The organism is Streptomyces incanus (assembly GCF_042656345.1).
GTDB lineage: Bacteria > Actinomycetota > Actinomycetes > Streptomycetales > Streptomycetaceae > Streptomyces > Streptomyces incanus.
Genome location: NZ_JBHSPC010000003.1, coordinates 50,079 through 67,665 on the forward strand (window position 1 = coordinate 50,079; position 17,587 = coordinate 67,665).

15 protein-coding genes and 1 pseudogene are annotated in these 17,587 nt (G+C 71.4%); 6 read left to right on the forward strand and 10 right to left on the reverse strand.

Annotated features, from left to right (window positions below; genetic code table 11):
- The first annotated feature begins 545 nt into the window (after window positions 1-545).
- Genes ACFP2V_RS00780 through ACFP2V_RS00790 form a run of 3 tightly spaced genes read left to right on the forward strand, consistent with a single transcriptional unit; the run spans window position 546 to window position 3,639 of the window.
- Window positions 546-1,862 (forward strand): ABC transporter substrate-binding protein, encoded by a 1,317-nt coding sequence (locus ACFP2V_RS00780; RefSeq protein ID WP_381204323.1) that lies wholly within the window; start codon window positions 546-548, stop codon window positions 1,860-1,862.
- A complete protein-coding gene (locus ACFP2V_RS00785) occupies window positions 1,862-2,812 on the forward strand; it encodes a carbohydrate ABC transporter permease (RefSeq protein ID WP_381204324.1) in 951 nt (316 codons plus the stop codon). The genes ACFP2V_RS00780 and ACFP2V_RS00785 overlap by 1 nt, the downstream gene beginning before the upstream one ends.
- Window positions 2,809-3,639 carry a carbohydrate ABC transporter permease gene (locus ACFP2V_RS00790; protein WP_381204325.1) on the forward strand — a complete coding sequence of 277 codons (831 nt, stop codon included), beginning with the start codon at window positions 2,809-2,811 and terminating at the stop codon, window positions 3,637-3,639. Before ACFP2V_RS00785 ends, ACFP2V_RS00790 begins: the two co-directional genes overlap by 4 nt.
- Before the next feature lie 150 nt (window positions 3,640-3,789).
- On the opposite strand, the gene ACFP2V_RS00795 is transcribed toward ACFP2V_RS00790, so the two are convergent.
- The 3 genes from ACFP2V_RS00795 to ACFP2V_RS00805 form a co-directional block, all read right to left on the reverse strand.
- Complete coding sequence (locus ACFP2V_RS00795; RefSeq protein ID WP_381204326.1) at window positions 3,790-5,088, reverse strand: ribonuclease D; 1,299 nt, start codon at window positions 5,086-5,088, stop codon at window positions 3,790-3,792.
- Between the two features lie 170 nt (window positions 5,089-5,258).
- Entirely contained in the window at window positions 5,259-5,915 is a 657-nt protein-coding gene (locus ACFP2V_RS00800; protein ID WP_042164084.1) for a response regulator transcription factor, read from the reverse strand.
- Window positions 5,916-6,457: 542 nt separating this feature from the next.
- Entirely contained in the window at window positions 6,458-7,135 is a 678-nt protein-coding gene (locus ACFP2V_RS00805; RefSeq protein WP_381204327.1) for a DUF3000 domain-containing protein, read from the reverse strand.
- Window positions 7,136-7,296: 161 nt separating this feature from the next.
- Between ACFP2V_RS00805 and hemE the strand changes: the two genes are divergently transcribed.
- On the forward strand, window positions 7,297-8,364 hold the full coding sequence (gene hemE / locus ACFP2V_RS00810; RefSeq protein WP_381204328.1) for a uroporphyrinogen decarboxylase: 1,068 nt from the start codon (window positions 7,297-7,299) through the stop codon (window positions 8,362-8,364).
- Window positions 8,365-8,388: 24 nt separating this feature from the next.
- Here the strand turns inward: hemE and ACFP2V_RS00815 are convergent.
- The 7 genes and pseudogenes from ACFP2V_RS00815 to ACFP2V_RS00845 form a co-directional block, all read right to left on the reverse strand.
- A pseudogene (locus tag ACFP2V_RS00815) lies at window positions 8,389-8,622 on the reverse strand (rhomboid family intramembrane serine protease); the annotation flags it as partial.
- Window positions 8,623-9,193: 571 nt separating this feature from the next.
- Window positions 9,194-9,973, reverse strand: a complete 780-nt coding sequence (locus ACFP2V_RS00820; protein WP_381204329.1) for an IclR family transcriptional regulator — start codon at window positions 9,971-9,973, stop codon at window positions 9,194-9,196.
- Window positions 9,970-10,956, reverse strand: coding sequence for a PDR/VanB family oxidoreductase (locus ACFP2V_RS00825; protein WP_381204330.1), 987 nt, complete (start codon window positions 10,954-10,956; stop codon window positions 9,970-9,972). Before ACFP2V_RS00825 ends, ACFP2V_RS00820 begins: the two co-directional genes overlap by 4 nt.
- A 13-nt stretch (window positions 10,957-10,969) precedes the next feature.
- On the reverse strand, window positions 10,970-11,194 hold the full coding sequence (locus ACFP2V_RS00830) for a hypothetical protein (RefSeq protein WP_381204331.1): 225 nt from the start codon (window positions 11,192-11,194) through the stop codon (window positions 10,970-10,972).
- Window positions 11,191-12,255 carry a Rieske 2Fe-2S domain-containing protein gene (locus tag ACFP2V_RS00835; RefSeq protein ID WP_381204332.1) on the reverse strand — a complete coding sequence of 355 codons (1,065 nt, stop codon included), beginning with the start codon at window positions 12,253-12,255 and terminating at the stop codon, window positions 11,191-11,193. Before ACFP2V_RS00835 ends, ACFP2V_RS00830 begins: the two co-directional genes overlap by 4 nt.
- 36 nt (window positions 12,256-12,291) lie before the next feature.
- The gene (locus tag ACFP2V_RS00840; RefSeq protein ID WP_381204333.1) at window positions 12,292-13,641 is read right to left on the reverse strand and encodes an MFS transporter; all 1,350 of its coding nucleotides are present in this window, start codon (window positions 13,639-13,641) and stop codon (window positions 12,292-12,294) included.
- 233 nt (window positions 13,642-13,874) lie between these two features.
- Window positions 13,875-14,696, reverse strand: a complete 822-nt coding sequence (locus ACFP2V_RS00845) for an IclR family transcriptional regulator (protein WP_381204334.1) — start codon at window positions 14,694-14,696, stop codon at window positions 13,875-13,877.
- 431 nt (window positions 14,697-15,127) lie between these two features.
- Between ACFP2V_RS00845 and ACFP2V_RS00850 the strand changes: the two genes are divergently transcribed.
- Both ACFP2V_RS00850 and ACFP2V_RS00855 read left to right on the forward strand, forming a co-directional pair.
- Complete coding sequence (locus tag ACFP2V_RS00850) at window positions 15,128-16,063, forward strand: PDR/VanB family oxidoreductase (protein WP_381204335.1); 936 nt, start codon at window positions 15,128-15,130, stop codon at window positions 16,061-16,063.
- 47 nt (window positions 16,064-16,110) lie between these two features.
- A complete protein-coding gene (locus tag ACFP2V_RS00855) occupies window positions 16,111-17,325 on the forward strand; it encodes a cytochrome P450 (protein WP_381204336.1) in 1,215 nt (404 codons plus the stop codon).
- Window positions 17,326-17,587: the final 262 nt, after the last annotated feature.

A 17,587-nucleotide genomic window follows, 5' to 3' on the forward strand; every position in this document is an offset into this window, starting at 1 on the left:
CAGGGTGCGGGATGGCACTGCTGCGTTGCGCTGAGCGCGCGCTCAGAGCCTATGCTACTTGTGGGTAATGTAGCTGCCCAGTCCTACACCCCCGAGCGGCGAAGGTCACACTCCTGGGGGAACCGTCGCGCGGTGCGGGCCGGGGGCGGGGCGAGGCCGGTACGGATCGGGGTCGGTGCGGGAGGCGAACCCGGGTCCCGGTGGGGAGTGTCCCCGCTTGGTGCTTGGTGCTTGGTGCTTGGTGCTTGATGCCTGATGCCCGCGCCGCCTCCGCGCGCCGGTGAAGCGGTGAGGCGAATCCGGAGCCGGTCCGGTGGCCGGGGGACGGCGGGCGCACGGCCCGGCGTCGCGGCAGGACGCGCCCCCGTGCCCTCCGCCGGCTCCATCGGTCGCAGGGCTTCTAGACCGGTTGACCCAGGAACCCATAGGTGCTCCTGCATCCTTGGCGCAATTATGACTTTACCGGTTTAGTACCGGCTGTCAGAGTGCCGAACCAGCCAACTGACTCATGTCGGGTCCCGTGTCCTCGAACGGAGCTGGTCCTCATGAACCGCCGCACTGTGCTCACCGGATCGATCGCCGCCCTCGCCCTCCTGGCCTCCGCCTGCACCGGCACCGGGGGCAGCTCTCAGGGGGCGGACGCCGAGGCGCCCGACGACCCGTCCGAGGCCAAGGGGTCCATCACCGTCCTCACCCACCGGACCGACCTGGTGCAGGACGGCACGATGGAGGCCTACGCCGCCGAGTTCAACAAGACCCACCCCGGGGTGAAGGTGGAGTTCGACGCCCTCACCGACTACGAGGGCGAGGTCAAGATCCGTATGAACACCGAGAACTACGGCGACGTCCTCATGATCCCCGCCGTCATCGAGAAGAAGGACTACCCGAAGTTCTTCGCCGCACTGGGCAGTCAGGCCGAACTGAGCGAGAAGTACCGCTTCACCGACTACTCCACCGTCGACGGCAAGGTCTACGGCCAGAGCCCGATCGGCGTGGTCCCCGGCTTCCTCTACAACAAGAAGGTCTGGGAGCAGGCCGGCGTCACCGACTGGCCCACCACCCCCGCCCGGTTCCTCGACGACCTGAAGGCCGTCAAGTCCCGGACCGACGCCGTCCCGTACTACACCAACTTCAAGGACATGTGGCCGCTCACCCAGTGGACCAACGTCAACGGCTCGGTCAGCTGCGACACCGGCGCCACCACGAAGCTCGCCGAGGAGGACCCGTGGGCCGACGGCGCCGACCTGCGCGTCGCCGACACCCTGCTCCACGACATCGTGCGCGGCGGCCTCGCCGAGAAGGACCCGACCACCACCAACTGGGAGGCATCCAAGCCGAAGCTGGCCAGGGGCGAGATCGCCACCATGTGGCTCGGCTCCTGGGCCGTCGTCCAGATGCAGGACGCCGCGAAGCAGGCCGGCACCGACCCCGACGACATCGGCTTCATGCCCTTCCCCGCCCAACAGGACGGCGCCTTCTGCGCGGTGACCTCGCCCGACTACCAGCAGGCCGTCAACGTCCACTCCGACCACAAGGCCGCCGCCCGCGCCTGGATCGACTGGTTCACCGACAAGTCCGGCTACGCGCAGGCCAATCTCGCCCTGTCCCCGCTGAAGGACGACCCCCTGCCCGAGATCCTCCGGCCCTACCAGGACGCGGGCGTCCGGCTGATCGACCTCGACGACACCAAGGGCGCCCAGGTCAAGTCCATCGACAACAGCTCCGAGGTCGGCATCTACAAGCCCGACTACCGTCAGGACCTCGTCGACCTGGCCCGCGGAGCGCGCAAGGGAAGCCTGGACGACTTCCTCGGCGACCTCGGCGCACGCTGGGCCGAGGCACGTACGTCCCTGGGGTCCTGATGGCGGACACCGCAGACAAGGCGGCGCGGCCGGTTCCCCCGGACGCGCCCGCCGGGCCGGCTGCGGTGCCCGCCCCGCGCGGCGCCCGGCTGTGGCGGCGCGTCACACCCTGGCTGTTCCTGACCGCGCCGCTCGCCCTGCTGCTCACCTTCACCTACGCGCCGCTCGCCAACATGGTCGCCTACAGCTTCACCGACTGGGACGGCGTGAGCCCCGAGCTGAACTGGACGGGCACCGAGAACTACACCGAACTCCTCACCCGGCCCGAACTGTTCGAGGTGTTCTTCGTCAGCGGCTACTACCTCGTCGCCTCCGTGGTGCAGATCGCCGTCGCCCTCTACTTCGCCACGATCCTCAGCTTCCACGTCCGCTTCCGGAACTTCTTCAAAGGCGTGCTGTTCTTCCCGTACCTGATCAACGGGGTGGCGATCGGCTTCGTCTTCCTCTACTTCTTCCAGGACGGCGGCACCCTCGACTCCGTGCTCGGTCTGTTCGGCATCGACACCGGCCACGCCTGGCTGGGCACCCCGTTCTCGGCGAACACCTCGCTGGCCGGTGTGTCCGTCTGGCGCTATCTGGGCCTGAACTTCGTGCTGTTCCTCGGCGCGATCCAGTCCATCCCCGGTGAGCTGTACGAGGCGGCCGAGATCGACGGCGCGACCCGCCTGCAGCAGTTCCGGCACATCATCGCGCCCGGCATCAGGCCCATTCTGGGCCTGAGCGTGATCCTCTCCGTCTCCGGTTCCCTGTCGGTCTTCGAGATCCCGTACATCATGACCGGCGGCGCCACCGGCACCGAGACCTTCGTCATCCAGACGGTGAAGCTCGCGTTCCAGTTCAACAAGACGGGGCTCGCCTCGGCCGCCGCCGTCGTCCTGCTCCTGATCGTCCTGGCGGTCACCTGGGTGCAGCGCCGGATCGTCCCCGACGACAAGGTGGACCTGGTATGACCCGCCGCACAGTGGCCCGGTCGCTCATGTACCTGACCCTCGTCCTCGCCACGCTGGTCGTCCTGCTGCCACTCGCCGTGGTTCTCCTGACCTCGTTGAAGACCTCGGAGGAGATGGCGGGCGGCAGCGGAGCCCTCGCCCTGCCCGACAACCCACTGAACCTCGGCAACTACGTCACCGCGTTCCAGGACGGCCGGATGCTCTCCGCCTTCGGCAACACGGCGGTCATCCTGGTCGCCGCCGTCGGCGGCACCATCCTCATCGGCTCGATGACGGCGTACGCGATCGACCGCTTCGTCTTCCGGTTCCGCACCCTGGTCGTCGCCCTGTTCCTGCTCGCCGCGCTCGTCCCCGGCGTGACCACCCAGGTGGCGACCTTCCAGATCGTCGACAGCTTCGGCATGTTCGACAGCCTGTGGGCGCCGATCGCGCTCTACATGGGCACGGACATCGTGTCGATCTACATCTTCCTGCAGTTCATCCGCTCCATCCCCGTCTCCCTCGACGAGGCGGCACGCCTGGACGGCGCCAACGCGTTCACGGTCTACCGGAAGGTGATCCTCCCGCTCCTCAAACCGGCGATCGCGACGGTGGTGATCGTGAAGGGGATCAACGTCTACAACGACTTCTACATCCCCTTCCTCTACATGCCCTCCGAGGATCTTGGCGTGATCTCGACGTCCCTGTTCCGCTTCAAGGGCCCCTTCGGAGCCCACTGGGAAACCATCTCGGCAGGCGCGATCCTGGTCATCCTCCCCACCCTGGTCGTCTTCCTGACCCTCCAACGCTTCATCTACAACGGTTTCATGAGGGGGGCGACGAAGTAGGGGGGGCCGCCGCAGGCGGCCAGAACGGCGGTGCCGACACGGCGGTGCCGACAAGGGGCGCGGGGCTGTAACGACTTGCGGCCCCGCCGCGTGGGCGCGACCAGCCACAACGCACCCGCGCCCACCCACAACCCGCACCGCCAACGGCGCTCAGACCACCCCGGAAGCATCGGAGGCCAGCGCGGTGACGAGGACCGGCGTCACCTGCTCCACCTGCCACTGCCGCGCCCCGTACCCCGCCAGCGCAGCCGCGACGGACTCCGGGCCGGCGGGCTGCGGCGGTTCCCAGCACACCCTCCGTACCGTGTCCGGGGTGATCAGGTTCTCCTGCGGCATGTTCAGCCGCTCGGCGAGCGCGCTCACCCCCGCACGGGCCGCGGACAGCCGGGCGGCGGCCTCCGGGTCCTTGTCCGCCCAGGCGCGCGGCGGCGGGGGACCGGTCACCGGCTGGCCGGGCTGCGGCAACTGCGCCTCGCTCAGCGCCCGCGCCCGGTCCACGGCCGCCTGCCACTGCTCCAGCTGACGCCGTCCCACCCGCGACCCGAACCCGTTCAGCGCGGCCAGGGCGTGCGCGTTGGCCGGCAGGGCGAGAGCGGCCTCGACGATGGCCGCGTCGGAGAGCACCTTGCCCGGGGAGACGTCCCGGCGCTGCGCGATCCGGTCCCGGGTCTGCCACAGCTCCCGTACGACGGCCATCTGCCGGCGCCGGCGCACCTTGTGCATGCCGGAAGTGCGCCGCCAGGGGTCCTTGCGTGGCTCCGGCGGCGGCGCGGACGCGATCGCGTCGAACTCCTGCCACGCCCACTCCAGCTTGCCCTGCCGGTCCAGTTCCTTCTCCAGGGCGTCCCGCAGGTCGACCAGGAGCTCGACGTCGAGGGCGGCGTACCGCAGCCAGGGTTCGGGCAGCGGGCGGGTGGACCAGTCGACGGCGGAGTGGCCCTTCTCCAGGACGAAGCCGAGCACGTTCTCGACCATCGCGCCGAGCCCGACACGGGGGAAACCGGCGAGACGGCCGGCCAGCTCGGTGTCGAAGAGGCGGGTGGGCAGCATCCCTATCTCACGCAGGCAGGGCAGGTCCTGCGTGGCGGCGTGCAGCACCCACTCGACGCCGGACAACGCCTCGCCCAGGCCCGACAGGTCGGGGCAGGCGACGGGGTCGATCAGCGCGGACCCGGCGCCCTCGCGGCGCAGCTGGACGAGGTAGGCGCGCTGGCCGTATCGGTAGCCGGAGGCCCGCTCGGCGTCGACGGCGACGGGGCCGGTGCCCGCGGCGAAGGCGGCGATCACCCCGGCGAGCGCGGCGTCGTCCGTGATCACGGGCGGAATGCCCTCGCGCGGTTCGAGCAAGGGGATCGGCGCCTCCGTAGCAGAAGATCCGTTGTCGTCCGGAGGGGCGCCTCCGGTGGTTCGCAGGGCATTGTCTGCTGCGGTGTCGTGGGCGTCGGTCACCTGTCAAGAGTATCCATGCCGTGAAGGGGCCCGCCGACGGAACGTTTTGGCGGCGGGCCCCAGGGGGTCGTAAACAAGTCAGGCCGGTGCATGCCCGGCCGAGGGGAAGCCGACCGGAGGCGAGAGGGAGGGAGAGAGGGCAGGGGAAGAGGGCGGCACGGCCGGGGAGGTCAGTGGATGATGCCGGTGCGCAGGGCGACCGCGACCATCCCGGCGCGGTCGCCCGTGCCGAGCTTGCGGGCGATGCGGGCGAGGTGGCTCTTGACGGTCAGCGCGGACAGGCCCATCGAGACGCCGATGGCCTTGTTCGACTGCCCCTCCGCAACCAGCCGCAGCACCTCGACCTCACGGCCGGACAGTTCGCGGTAGCCGCCCGGGTGGCTCGGGGCACCCGGAGGGCGGCGGTGCAGACGGGCGCCGCCGATGGGGGCGGCGCCGGGGCGGGAGGGAAGCCCGAGGTTGGTGCGGGTGCCGGTGACGACGTAGCCCTTCACTCCGCCGGCGAGGGCGTTGCGCACGGCGCCGATGTCGTCGGCGGCGGACAGGGCGAGGCCGTTGGGCCAGCCCGCGGCCCGGGTCTCCGAGAGGAGGGTGAGGCCGGAACCGTCCGGCAGATGGACGTCGGCGACGCAGATGTCGCGGGGGTTGCCGATGCGGGGACGAGCCTCCGCGACGGACGAGGCCTCGATCACGTCGCGTACACCGAGCGCCCACAGATGGCGGGTGACGGTGGAACGGACGCGGGGGTCGGCCACGACCACCATGGCGGTCGGCTTGTTCGGGCGGTAGGCGACCAGGCTTGCGGGCTGCTCGAGGAGAACGGACACCAGGCCTCCTGGGGTGGCGGCGGGACGGGGCCGGCTCGTGGGGTGGAGCCGGGCTCAACCGTGCTTTCAAGGTCACAGTCGTCTTCGGCAGCAAACGCGGTCTCCTTTAGAGAATGATCACGATCCAGTGAGTAACAATCTGTGCAATTCGGACACGCGATCGATCATTCGAAGATCGAACGGTTACGGTCCGCGTCGCAACACTTCCGAAAGTGGCCGTATCGACAAAGAGATCCCCAAAAAGGTCGTCAAAGAGATCCCCGAGGAGATCAACAACGGGGAGACCGAGGAGATCGACAAAGAGACCGGCCCGCGCGTGCTCCGACGACCGGCCCGGGAACGGCAAGGAGACCGGCCCGGGAACGACAAAGAGACCGGCCCGGGAACGACAAAGAGACCGGCCCGGGAACGACAAAGAGACCGGCCCGAAGACCGGTCTGGAGGATCGCCGGGAGCCCCACGAGGGCTCGACACGGCGAGGGCCGCAGGTTCAGCGCCCGCGGTGGACCCGGCGGCGGGGCGGGTTCAGCGGCGCGGCGGGTTCAGCGTGCCTGCGGCCCCCTCCGCTGCGGCAGCGTCACCACCGACGTGTCCCCCGGAGCGGCCGGCGGCAGCCCGGCCACCTGCGCCAGCAGATCGCACCAGGACACCAGATGCGTGGCCGTGTCCGGCACCCCGTCCTGGCCCTCCCGCGGCGTCCACGAGGCACGGATCTCGATCTGCGAGGCGGCAGGGCGCTCGGACAGGCCGCCGAAGTAGTGCGAACTCGCCCGCGTGACCGTGCCGCTCGGCTCGCCGTACGTCAGACCGCGTGCCGCGAGCGCACCGGTCAGCCAGGACCAGCACACCTCCGGAAGCAGCGGATCCGCCGCCATCTCCGGCTCCAGTTCCGCGCGCACCAGCGTCACCAGCCGGAAGGTTCCCCGCCAGGCATCGTGCCCGGCCGGGTCGTGCAGCAATACCAGCCGGCCGTCGGCCAGGTCCTGGTCGCCGTCCACGACCGCAGCCTCCAGCGCGTACGCGTACGGGGCGAGCCGTTTGGGCGCCGGGGTGGTCTCCACTTCGATCTGCGGTCGGAGCAGCGCGCCCCGCAACGCGTCGACGGCGGTCCGGAAGGGCAACGGGAGCGCCGTTCCCCCGATCCCGAGTTCCGCATCGGTGTCCTTCGCTTCGTCCATTCCGCCCGTGCCGTCCGACAGTCGTCCCTGAGCCGCAGCCATGCGGGGAAGGTTAAGCCGAAGCGGGCCCCGGCGTGGGGAGGGACACCCACGGCGGGAAACGGTGTCCGGATCGTGTCGCACCGGCGTGGCGCGGGTCGCGGTGCACGGCGTGGCCTGCGGTGCGGTGCGGGGCGGCCGGCGGGCCATGCGAGACTGGCCGGGTGAGTGCCAATGTCAGCCCGCGGGGCAAGCAGCCGACCCAGACGTACGACAGTGCCTTCCTCAAGGCGTGCCGGCGTGAGCCGGTGCCGCACACTCCGGTGTGGTTCATGCGGCAGGCGGGCCGCTCCTTGCCGGAGTACCGCAAGGTGCGCGAGGGCATCGCGATGCTCGACTCCTGCATGCGCCCCGACCTCGTCGCCGAGATCACGCTCCAGCCGGTACGCCGGCACCACGTCGACGCGGCGATCTACTTCAGCGACATCGTCGTCCCCCTCAAGGCCATCGGTATCGACCTCGACATCAAGCCCGGTATCGGTCCCGTCGTCGAGCAGCCCTTCCGCACCCGGGCCGACCTGGCCCGGCTGCGCGACCTCACCCCGGAGGACGTCTCCTACGTCACCGAGGCGTACGGCCTGCTGACCGCAGAGCTCGGGTCCACCCCGCTGATCGGCTTCGCGGGCGCCCCGTTCACCCTCGCCAGCTACCTCATCGAGGGCGGCCCGTCCCGCACCTACGAGAACGCCAAGGCGATGATGTACGGCGACCCGGAGCTGTGGGCCGACCTCCTCGACCGCCTCGCGGACATCACCGCCGCGTTCCTCACCGTGCAGATCGAGGCCGGCGCCTCCGCGGTCCAGCTGTTCGACTCCTGGGCCGGCGCGCTCGCCCCGGCCGACTACCGGCGCTCGGTGCTGCCCGCCTCGGCCAAGGTCCTCGACACGGTGGCCGATCACGGCGTCCCCCGTATCCACTTCGGCGTCGGCACCGGCGAACTCCTCGGTCTGATGGGCGAGGCCGGCGCGGACGTCGTCGGCGTCGACTGGCGCGTCCCGCTGGACGAGGCCGCCCGCCGCGTCGGCCCCGGCAAGGCGCTCCAGGGCAACCTCGACCCGACCGTGCTGTTCGCCGGCACGCAGGCGGTGGAGGCGAAGACCCGCGAGGTGCTGGCCGCAGCCGAGGGCCTCGAGGGCCACATCTTCAACCTCGGCCACGGCGTCATGCCGAACACCGACGCCGACGCGCTGACCCGCCTCGTCGACCACGTCCACACCGCCACCGCCCGCTGACCGCGCGGGGGTACGCACCACTGCTCACCACGGGCGCCGGGGCCGTGCCCGCCTGCCGAACAGCAGGCCGCGCGGCTCCGGGGGCGGGGGAGTACCGGGGCGCAGCGGCCAGGCGAGCAGCATGCCCACGACGAAGCCGACCACGTGGGCCGCGTACGCCACCGTCCCGGCGGCGGTGACGCCCGCGCCGGACGAGTAGACCGCCTGCAGCACGAACCACATGCCGAGCACGATCCAGGCCGGCAGCCGCAGCGGCAGGACGTCCTGGACCGGCGGGCCTTGCGTCGCTCGATTCGCCGCAGCAGGTGCGTGCCCTGGGCCCGGAGCCGGTGCCAGAGGGCCAGACCCCACAATCCCCGGTCAGCCAGTAACAGCGTGCCGATCCCGCCATGAGGGTCCAGGGCATCGGAGACGATGCGCTCGGAATTCTTGAACCCGCCGATCGCGGCGTCCAGGGCGGCGTGAGAGGAACACTCGGCCACCGCGACCACTCTGGCCTGCGGATAGCCCATGGGACTGCGCTGGGAGCCGGACTTGCCGAAGGCGTCGTCGTTGCCGGCGGAGTCGGACACGGCGCCTCACCCACCAGCCGGTCCACCAGCTCAGGCGGACACGACCGGGTCAGGACCCCCCAACCCCGGTCGCTCCAGTCGCGATATCAACACACCGCTCCAACCGCCCGAACCCCGCAAGAGCAACGGCATTGGCAACAGGTACCGCAGGGGCCGGGAACGCGGGCGGCCCGCACGTCCGGCGAGGCCACAATCCGTTCCGGTGACGCGGTGACGCGGTGACGCGGTGACGCGGTGGCCCGGCGGCCGGGACCGGGTCATCCTCCGCGCCCCTGCGCGTCCGCCGGTCTGGCGCCGAGGGCGCGGGAGATACCGCGCGCGGCCGTGCGCACCACGGGGAGGTGGGTCCGGGCGGCGGCGTCGTTGGGCACGACCACGCCGACGGCCGCGACGACGTCGCCGGTGCCGTCACGCACGGGGGCCGCGATGCCGAGGGCGTCCTCGTGCACGAAGCCGGGGCAGTACGCGTAGCCGTCCCGGCGTATGGCGGCGAGCTGGGCCCGCAGCCTGCCCGGGACGGCAGGGGTGGCGGTGGTGTAGGCATGCAACGGTCCCGCCTCCACGACCTGTTCACGCAGCATGGCGGGGGCGTGGGCGAGCAGGACGAGACCGCTGGAGGAGGCGTGCAGCGGCAGCCGGCCCGCGATCCGCGTGTAGTTGACGACGGAGCCGGGCGTGGACAGCCGCTCCACGAACAGCACTTCCTCGCCGTCGCGCACGGCGAGCTGCACGTGGTGGCCGACGACATCGTGCACACCCTCCAGGAACGGCATGGCCCGCTCCCGCAGTGTGAGGGCGGGCGAGGCGCGCGAGGCCAGCTCCCACAGTCGCACCCCGACCCGTACCAACCGCTGTTCGTCGCGCACCAGCAGCCCGTGCGCGACGAGTTCGGCGATCAGACGGGAGGCGGTCGCCACGTGCAGTCCCGCCCGGCGCGCGATCTCGGAGACGGGCAGCGCGGGTTCGTCCTGGCTGAACGCCTCCAGGATGCGCACCGCCCGTGTCAGGACCGACTCGCCGGGCCCCGCCGCGCTCACAGGTCGAGGACGAGGCGGGGGCCGGCGGCCCGGGAGACGCAGATCATCATGGTGTCGTTCGCGGCCTGCTCCTCGGGGGTGAGGAGGGAGTCGCGGTGGTCCACCGTTCCGCCGAGCACCGGCGTCTCGCACGTGCCGCAGGTGCCCTCGCGGCACGAGGACAGTACCTGCACGCCCGCCTGCTCGACGGCGTCCAGTACCGAGACACCGGGCGGCACGGTGACGGTGCGGCCGCTGTCGGCCAGTTCGACCTCGAACTCCTCGTCCGTGCCATCGGGTTGCGGGTCCTTGGGGGCGAACCGCTCGGTGTGCAGGGCGACATGGGGCCTGGCGGCGCAGCGTTCCTCCACCGCCCGCAGCAGACCCTCGGGCCCGCAGCAGTAGACCGAGGTGTCCTCCCCTGCGCAGGCGAGCAGACGGTCCAGGTCCGGCAGGCCGAGTTCGTCCTGCGGAACCAGGCGGATGCGCACGCCGTAGGTGGCGAGCAACTCGGCGTGGAAGGCCATGGACGCGAGGCTGCGTCCGCCGTACACCAGCTCCCAGCGGGCACCACTACGTTCGGCTTCGGCGAGCATCGGCAGGAGCGGTGTGATGCCGATGCCGCCTGCCAGGAACAGGTAGCGGGGTGAGGGACGGAGTGCGAAGTGGTTGCGCGGGCCGCGCACCCGTACCGGGTCGCCGGGGGCCAGACGGTCGTGCACGTGGGCGGAGCCTCCCCGGCCCTCCGGCTCGCGGAGCACGGCCACCTGCCAACGGGTGCGGTCGGCGGGGTCGGAGCACAGCGAGTATTGGCGGGTGAGTTCCGGGGTGAGCCGGAGGTCGATGTGGGCTCCGGGGCGCCAGGGCGGCAGTTCGTCGCCGTCGGGACGGACGAGGGTCAGGCGGACGACGCCCCGGGCGACGGCGTCCTTGGCCTCGACGATCAGGTCGAGGTCGGTCTTGGTGCCGCTCTCCTGGGTGCGCGTGGGGATCACGGTGGTCACGGTGCTTCCTTCGTCAGGCGAGCGCGGGCTCGGGCGTCCCGGCGGGCAGGGGCGCTGCCGCGGCGGGCGGGCGGTGCCCCTCGGGGTGGGCGAGCAACCAGTCCCACAGTTCCACCGGGTCCTCGAACTCGCGCTCGGCACCGCAGTGGCAGACGGCGAGCAGCCGGTCGGTGCCGAGGAGCCAGTGGATGCGGTAGACGTCGCCGCCGGTCAGCGCGGGGGGATGCAGCGGGCTCATCGGGCCGCCGCCGGACGCCCCTGTTCCGCTCCCTCAGCGGCCAGACGGGCGAGGATGCGGCGCGCTGCGAGGCCGCCGGTGTCGATGTTGATGGACAGCTCCTGGTAGCCGTCCTGCTCGGTGTCGAGGGCCTGCTGCAGCACGTTGAGAGCGACCACGTCCTGCAGGACCACGGTGCGGTTGTTCTCCCGCAGGAAGTCGGAGACCCCCTGGTCCCCCAGTGCGAAGTCTCGGGCCACCGCCCAGAAGTCGTAGGTGGTCTTCTCGGTGGACGGGGTGATGGCGTAGACGACCTCGACGTGGAAGGCGTGCGGGTCGCTGCCGTTCGGGCCGGGCGCCGGGGCGCCGGCGGGGGCGATCCTGGAGTGCAGGAGGTAGAGACAGGGGGCGTGGTACTCGATGTCCTGCCATCGGGTGATGCGTCCGGTGATGCCGGTGGACGTGGCGTAGAACGGGGGGCATTCGGCGTCGTCCATGTGCCGGCTGACGTAGACGATGCCGGCCCGGTCGTCCACCTCGGTGGTGATGGGCGTCTCGGCGACCTCCGGGGTGCCGATGTACCCACCGTGCAGATACGTCTCGTGGGACAGGTCCAGCAGGTTGTCGACCAGCAGCCCGTAGCCGCTGTCGATGGTCTCCATGCCGGACACGACGGTGTAGTCCGGCGAGTCCATCCACGGGGCGCGCGGTGGCAGGGTGCCGCCGGGCTCGCGGTCGCCGATCCACACCCACACGAAGGCGTCCTGTTCGAGGACTGGGTAGGTGGCCAGACGGGCCGTGCGGGGGATCCGCTGCTGACCGGGTACGGATACGCACACGCCGTCGGTGCCGTAGGTGAAACCGTGGTAGCCGCAGACCACGCGGTCGCCGTCGAGTCGGCTCGGCTTTTGCGAGAGCGGGAAGCGGCGGTGCACGCAGCGATCTGCCATGGCGACCGCCCGGCCGTCCTCGGTGCGGTAGAGCAGGATCGGCTCGTCCAGGATGGTGCGGCCGAGAAGTTCGCGGCCCACCTCGTGGGCGTAGGCGGCCACGTACCACTGATTGCGGACGAAAGCGGTCACGGTGTTACTCCTTAGGGGCGCGGTGGCCGGGTGGGGTCAGGGGGCGACGGCGACGGCGGGGGCGGCCGGGTGGGCTCCTGCCGCGCGGGACGGGCGCAGGGCGAGGACGATGGCGCCGGCGGCCACGAAGATCGCGCCCACGGCGAGGTAGAGGCTCTGCGGGCTCCAGCCGGTGTCCAGCAAGGCGCCCGCGGCGGTGGGCGCCACGATCGATCCGATGCGGCCCACGGCGAGCGCGCAGCCGATGCCGGTGGCGCGCACGGACGCGTCGTAGACGACGGGGTTCATGGCGTACAGGCCGGCCACACAGCCGTTGGCGAACACGCCGACGAGGGCGCCGAGCGTGAGGGCCGCCCACAGGGCGGAGGTGGAGAGGATGAAGCAGGACAGCAGGACGGCGGTGAGGATCAGATAGGCGGTCAGCACGTGACGGAGCTGGAAGCGGGTGGCGAGGGCACCGAGCGCCGCCGCGCCGAAGATGCCGCCGAGGTTGAGCAGGGTGCCGCCGGTCAGGCCCTGGGTGCTGGAGAGCCCTGCTTCGATCAGCAGGGTCGGTGTCCAGCTGGTGACGAAGTAGAAGCCGGACATGACCAGGAAGAACGCGGACCACAGCAGCACCGTGGAGCGGCGCAGCGGGCCGGCGAGCAGCTTCCGGAAGCCCGCGGTGACCGAGGCGGAGGACCGGTCGCTGGTCTCGGGCAGTGCGGACTGCGGGGGCAGCCCCATACGGCGGGCCAGCGTGTTGACCCGCTCCAGCGCGCCCTTGGGCCTGCGGGTCAGCAGGAAGTCCAGCGATTCGGGCAGGGTGGCCCAGGCCAGTGGCACGACTGCGGCGGTGGCGACACCGCCCGCCAGGAACACCGACCGCCAGCCGAAGCGGTCGACCATGCCGACGGCGAGCAGCCCGCCGAGGGTGGCGCCGATGGCGTAGCCGGTGGAGTTCAGGCTGACGGCCAGTCCCCGCCAGCGGCGCGAGGCGTACTCGCCGGACAGGACGTTACTGCAGGCCAGGACGCCACCTATGCCGACACCGGTCAGTACGCGGAGCGCGCCGAGCTGCGTGGCGGACTGGGCGGCGGCCGAGAGCAGCATGCCGACGGCGGCGACGGTGAGGCAGCCGAGCACGACCGGCCGACGGCCCACGCGGTCGGCCCACGGCGCGATGCCGAGCGCTCCGAGCGCCATGCCGACGAGTCCAGCGCTGAGCAGCAGGCCGAGCTGGGCGGACGACAGGTCCCATTCGGCGGAGACGCTCTTGCCGCTAAAGGCCATCACCAGCACGTCGAAGCCGTCGAGGATGTTGAGCAAGACACAGACCACGATCACGCGCCACTGGAAGCGGCTCATCACCCCCTCGTCGAGGGCTTCGCGCAGCGGGCGGTTCATCGCGCGGCTCCGGCACGTGAACGGCTGGGGGGAAAGGGCATGGCAGCACTCCGTTGTCGACTGCTGGGACGCGGACCGCCCCGCCGGTCGGAGGACGCGGCTCGGTCTGCTCCCGGTGGGCGGGGGCGGCTGGTGCGGTCATCCTCGGCGCGGGCCCCCCGTCCGGTCAGGGCCTTTCCCGGATGCCGGGAAACAATTCCGCCCCCGCCCGGTGGCGGCGGGACCGCGCGAGGTCAGGGGGCCGCTCGGCCCGGCTGGGTGAGCGCCCGTGAGATCGCCCGGGCGCTGGCGCACACCAGTGGCGCGATCTCGTGCGCCGAGCGGCTGCCGTGCCGCACGACCAGCGACACGGCCGCGGCCACCTCGCCCCCCGGGCCGTACACCGGCGCGGCCACCGACAAGGCGTCCATGGTGACCTGACGGTCACTCACGGAGTAACCGTTGCGGCGGACATCGGCGAGCATCCGGCGCAGCGTGTGCGCGTCGGTCACGGTCCGCCGTGTGAACGGGGGGAGCGGGCCGGCCAGTACCTTCTCCTGCACGTCGAGCGGTGCGTGGGCCAGCAGGACCAGTCCGCCTCCTGTGACGGTCAGCGCGAACCGCCCGCCCACCCGGGTGAGTACCGGTACCGCCCCGGTGCCGGCGATCCGCTCCACGAACACCAGCTCATCGCCCTCGCGCACCGCGAGCTGCACGTTCTCGCGGGTGATCTGCGACATGTCCTCCATGAACGGCAGGGCACTCTCCCGCAGTCCCTGCCCGCGCGGTGCCAGCGCTCCCACCTCCCACAGCCGCAGCCCGATGCGGTATCGGCCGTCCTCCCCGCGTTCCAGCGCACCCCAGCCGATCAGTTCGCCGAGCATCCGGTGCACGGTCGACGTGGGCAGGTCCGAGCGTCGTGCCAGCTCGCTCAGCGTCATCGCCGGATGGTCGGCGCCGAACGCGCCGAGGATGCGGAACGCCCGGGCCAGCACCGGGCCGGTTCCGGTCCCGGCGCAGCGCGCCCCGGTCCGGTCGTCAGCGGTCTTCGCGTCCGCCATCGCCTGCGCTGTCACGCTCACCCACCTTTCTCTCCACCGCCGGATCGCGCCCATGGCGGGTCCCGGCGGATTACGGCTCTGCCCGAGTGTCGGAGAAGTCGAGCGATACGTCGAGGAGTGGCAGGGAATTCGGTGGCCCGGCCCGGCCCGGCGGGCGGCCGGTCACCTGCGGTGCCGGCACCCCGCGCGACCGGTCCCGGGGCCGGGGAGGGGCATCGTGTCCCCTGCGAGGCGCTGCGGTGACGGGCGCCGGACGTCCCGGTGACGGGTGCGGGAAGCCCGCCTCTCACTGGATGAGAATGCCGTCGCCGCGGTCGCGCCCTGCCGAGCATCCTGCCTGCAACCCAGAGACGGGAGGCGACAACGTGGTCAAAAGCAGCGTGGTTTCTCATGGCACGCGACATGCCGCCGGGGCACAGCCGGCGCCGGGCGGTGCGGGGAGCGCGGTGACTTTGAAGGTCACGGCCAAGGAGCCGGTGAGCGACGGAGTCGTCGCCCTCACTCTCGCGCATCCGGGGGGAGCACGCCTCCCGGACTGGACGCCGGGCTCGCACATCGATCTGGTCCTGCCGAACGGAACGACCCGGCAGTACTCGCTGTGCGGTGACCGGTGGGACGCCCACACCTACCGGATCGCGGTACTGCGGGAACCCGGGGGCCGGGGCGGATCCGCCTTCGTGCACGACCGCCTGCGGGCGGGTGACCGGGTCGGGGTGGGCGGGCCGCGCAACCACTTTCCGCTGGTGCCCTCACGCAGTTACCTGTTCATCGCGGGCGGCATCGGGATCACACCGCTGCTGCCGATGGTCCGTCAGGCAGAGATGACCGGAGCGGACTGGCAGTTGCTGTACGGGGGCCGCACCCGGGCGTCCATGGCGTTTCGTGACGAAATCGTCGCGCTGTACGGCGACCGGGTCCACGTCGCGCCGCAGGACGAGCGGGGACTGCTCGACCTCGACGCGTGGCTCGGCACGCCGCGGCCGGACACGAAGGTGTACTGCTGCGGTCCCGGCCCCCTGCTGAACGCGGTGGAAGCCGCGTGTTCCCCCTGGCCGCCCCACGCCCTGCGCACCGAGCGGTTCACCACCGTCGAGCGTCAGACCGCGGTCCGCGACACCGCGTTCGAGGTCGAACTGCGGCGCTCCCGACGCACCGTCACGGTCACGCCCGACGTGTCCGTGCTGGAGGCGGTGCGCGGCGCCGGTGCGGACGTGCTCTCGTCCTGCGAGCAGGGCACCTGCGGCACCTGTCTGACGCCGGTCCTCGATGGGCGCCCCGACCACCGGGACGCGATCCTCGCCGACCATGAACGCGCCGCGAACGACTGCATGTTCCCGTGCGTGTCCCGATCCTGCGACGACCGTCTGGTGCTCGACCTGTGAACACGACGAGCACGTCGAACACGTCCCCTGCGTCCTGTGGAGCCGCCATGACCGAGGCACTCGAACGCGCTGTCCTGCCGCCCTTCAGCGACTTGGACCCGTTCTCCCCCGATGTCCTGCTCGAACCGGAACCGATGCATCACCTGCTGCGCGAGGCCGGACCGGTGGTGCGTCTGTCGCGCTACGACGTCCACGCCCTGGCCCGCTACGAGCAGGTGCACGCCGCCCTGGTGGACTGGCAACGTTTCGAGTCCGGAGCGGGCGTCGGGCTGACCAACTTCCGCCACGAGAAGCCGTGGCGGCCGCCGAGCCTGTTGCTGGAGGCCGATCCGCCCGCGCACGACGCCCCGCGCCGGGTGCTGCGGGAGATCCTGGCGCCGCCCGCGCTGCGCCGTCTGCGCGAGTCCTGGCTCGCGACGGCCGAGGAATTGGTCGACCGAGTGCTTGCCGAGGGGCCGGAGGTGGATGCCTTCGCAGCCCTGGCGAAGGCCTTCCCGTTGCGGGTGTTCCCCGACGCGGTCGGCCTCGGGCCCGACGGACGGGAGAATCTGCTGCCCTACGGCAACATGGCCTTCAACGCCTTCGGACCGGTCAACGACCTGGTCACGGCCGACGCGCACCGCGTGGCCGAGTTGTCGGCCTGGGTGAACGCCCAGTGTGCGCGTGAGGCACTGAGCGAGGACGGGTTCGGGGCCCGGATCTGGGCCGCCGCCGACCGCGGGGACCTCACGCACGAGCAGGCGCCGCTGGTGGTGCGTTCGCTGCTCACGGCGGGGGTCGACACCACCGTGCACGGTCTGGCGGCCGCCCTGTACGCCTTCACCACCCATCCCGAGCAGTGGCAACTCCTGCGGGAGCGTCCCGAGGCGGCGCGCATCGCCTTCGACGAGGCGGTCCGCTGGCAGTCCCCGGTGCAGACGTTCTTCCGCACCGCCACCACCGATGTCCGCGTCGCCGGCACCGTCGTCCCCGAGGGGACGAAGATTCTCATGTTCCTCGGGGCCGCCAACCGCGATCCGGCCCGCTGGAACGCCCCGGACCGCTTCGATCTCACCCGTGATCCTTCCGGCCACGTCGGTTTCGGCATGGGCATCCACCAGTGCGTCGGGCAGCATGTGGCGCGTCTCGAAGCGGAAACGCTGCTGACCGCTCTGGCCCGCCGCGTCCGTCGGATCGAACCGGCCGGCATACCCTGCCGCCACCCCAACAACACCCTGCGTTCCTGGGTCTCTCTGCCCGTGCGACTCGTCCCCGCCGGCTGACCCGCTGGTGGTCTCCTGCCGGCCGACGGTGCCGAACGGCAGGAGACCACCCCCGGGTCCAGGAAGTTACGAGGCGTCGTCGGCCACCGAGGACACGGTCGCCGAGGACACGGCCGCCGTCGACGCGGGACGCACAGAATCCCGGACCCCGCGCCCGGACCCCGCGGTCCTCGCTTCTCGCTTCTTGCTTCTGCGTCAGCGAAGCCGAGGTGCTGTCACGTTGTTGGGTTTGCAGGTGCCTGTCAGTGTGTCGGGCATGGTG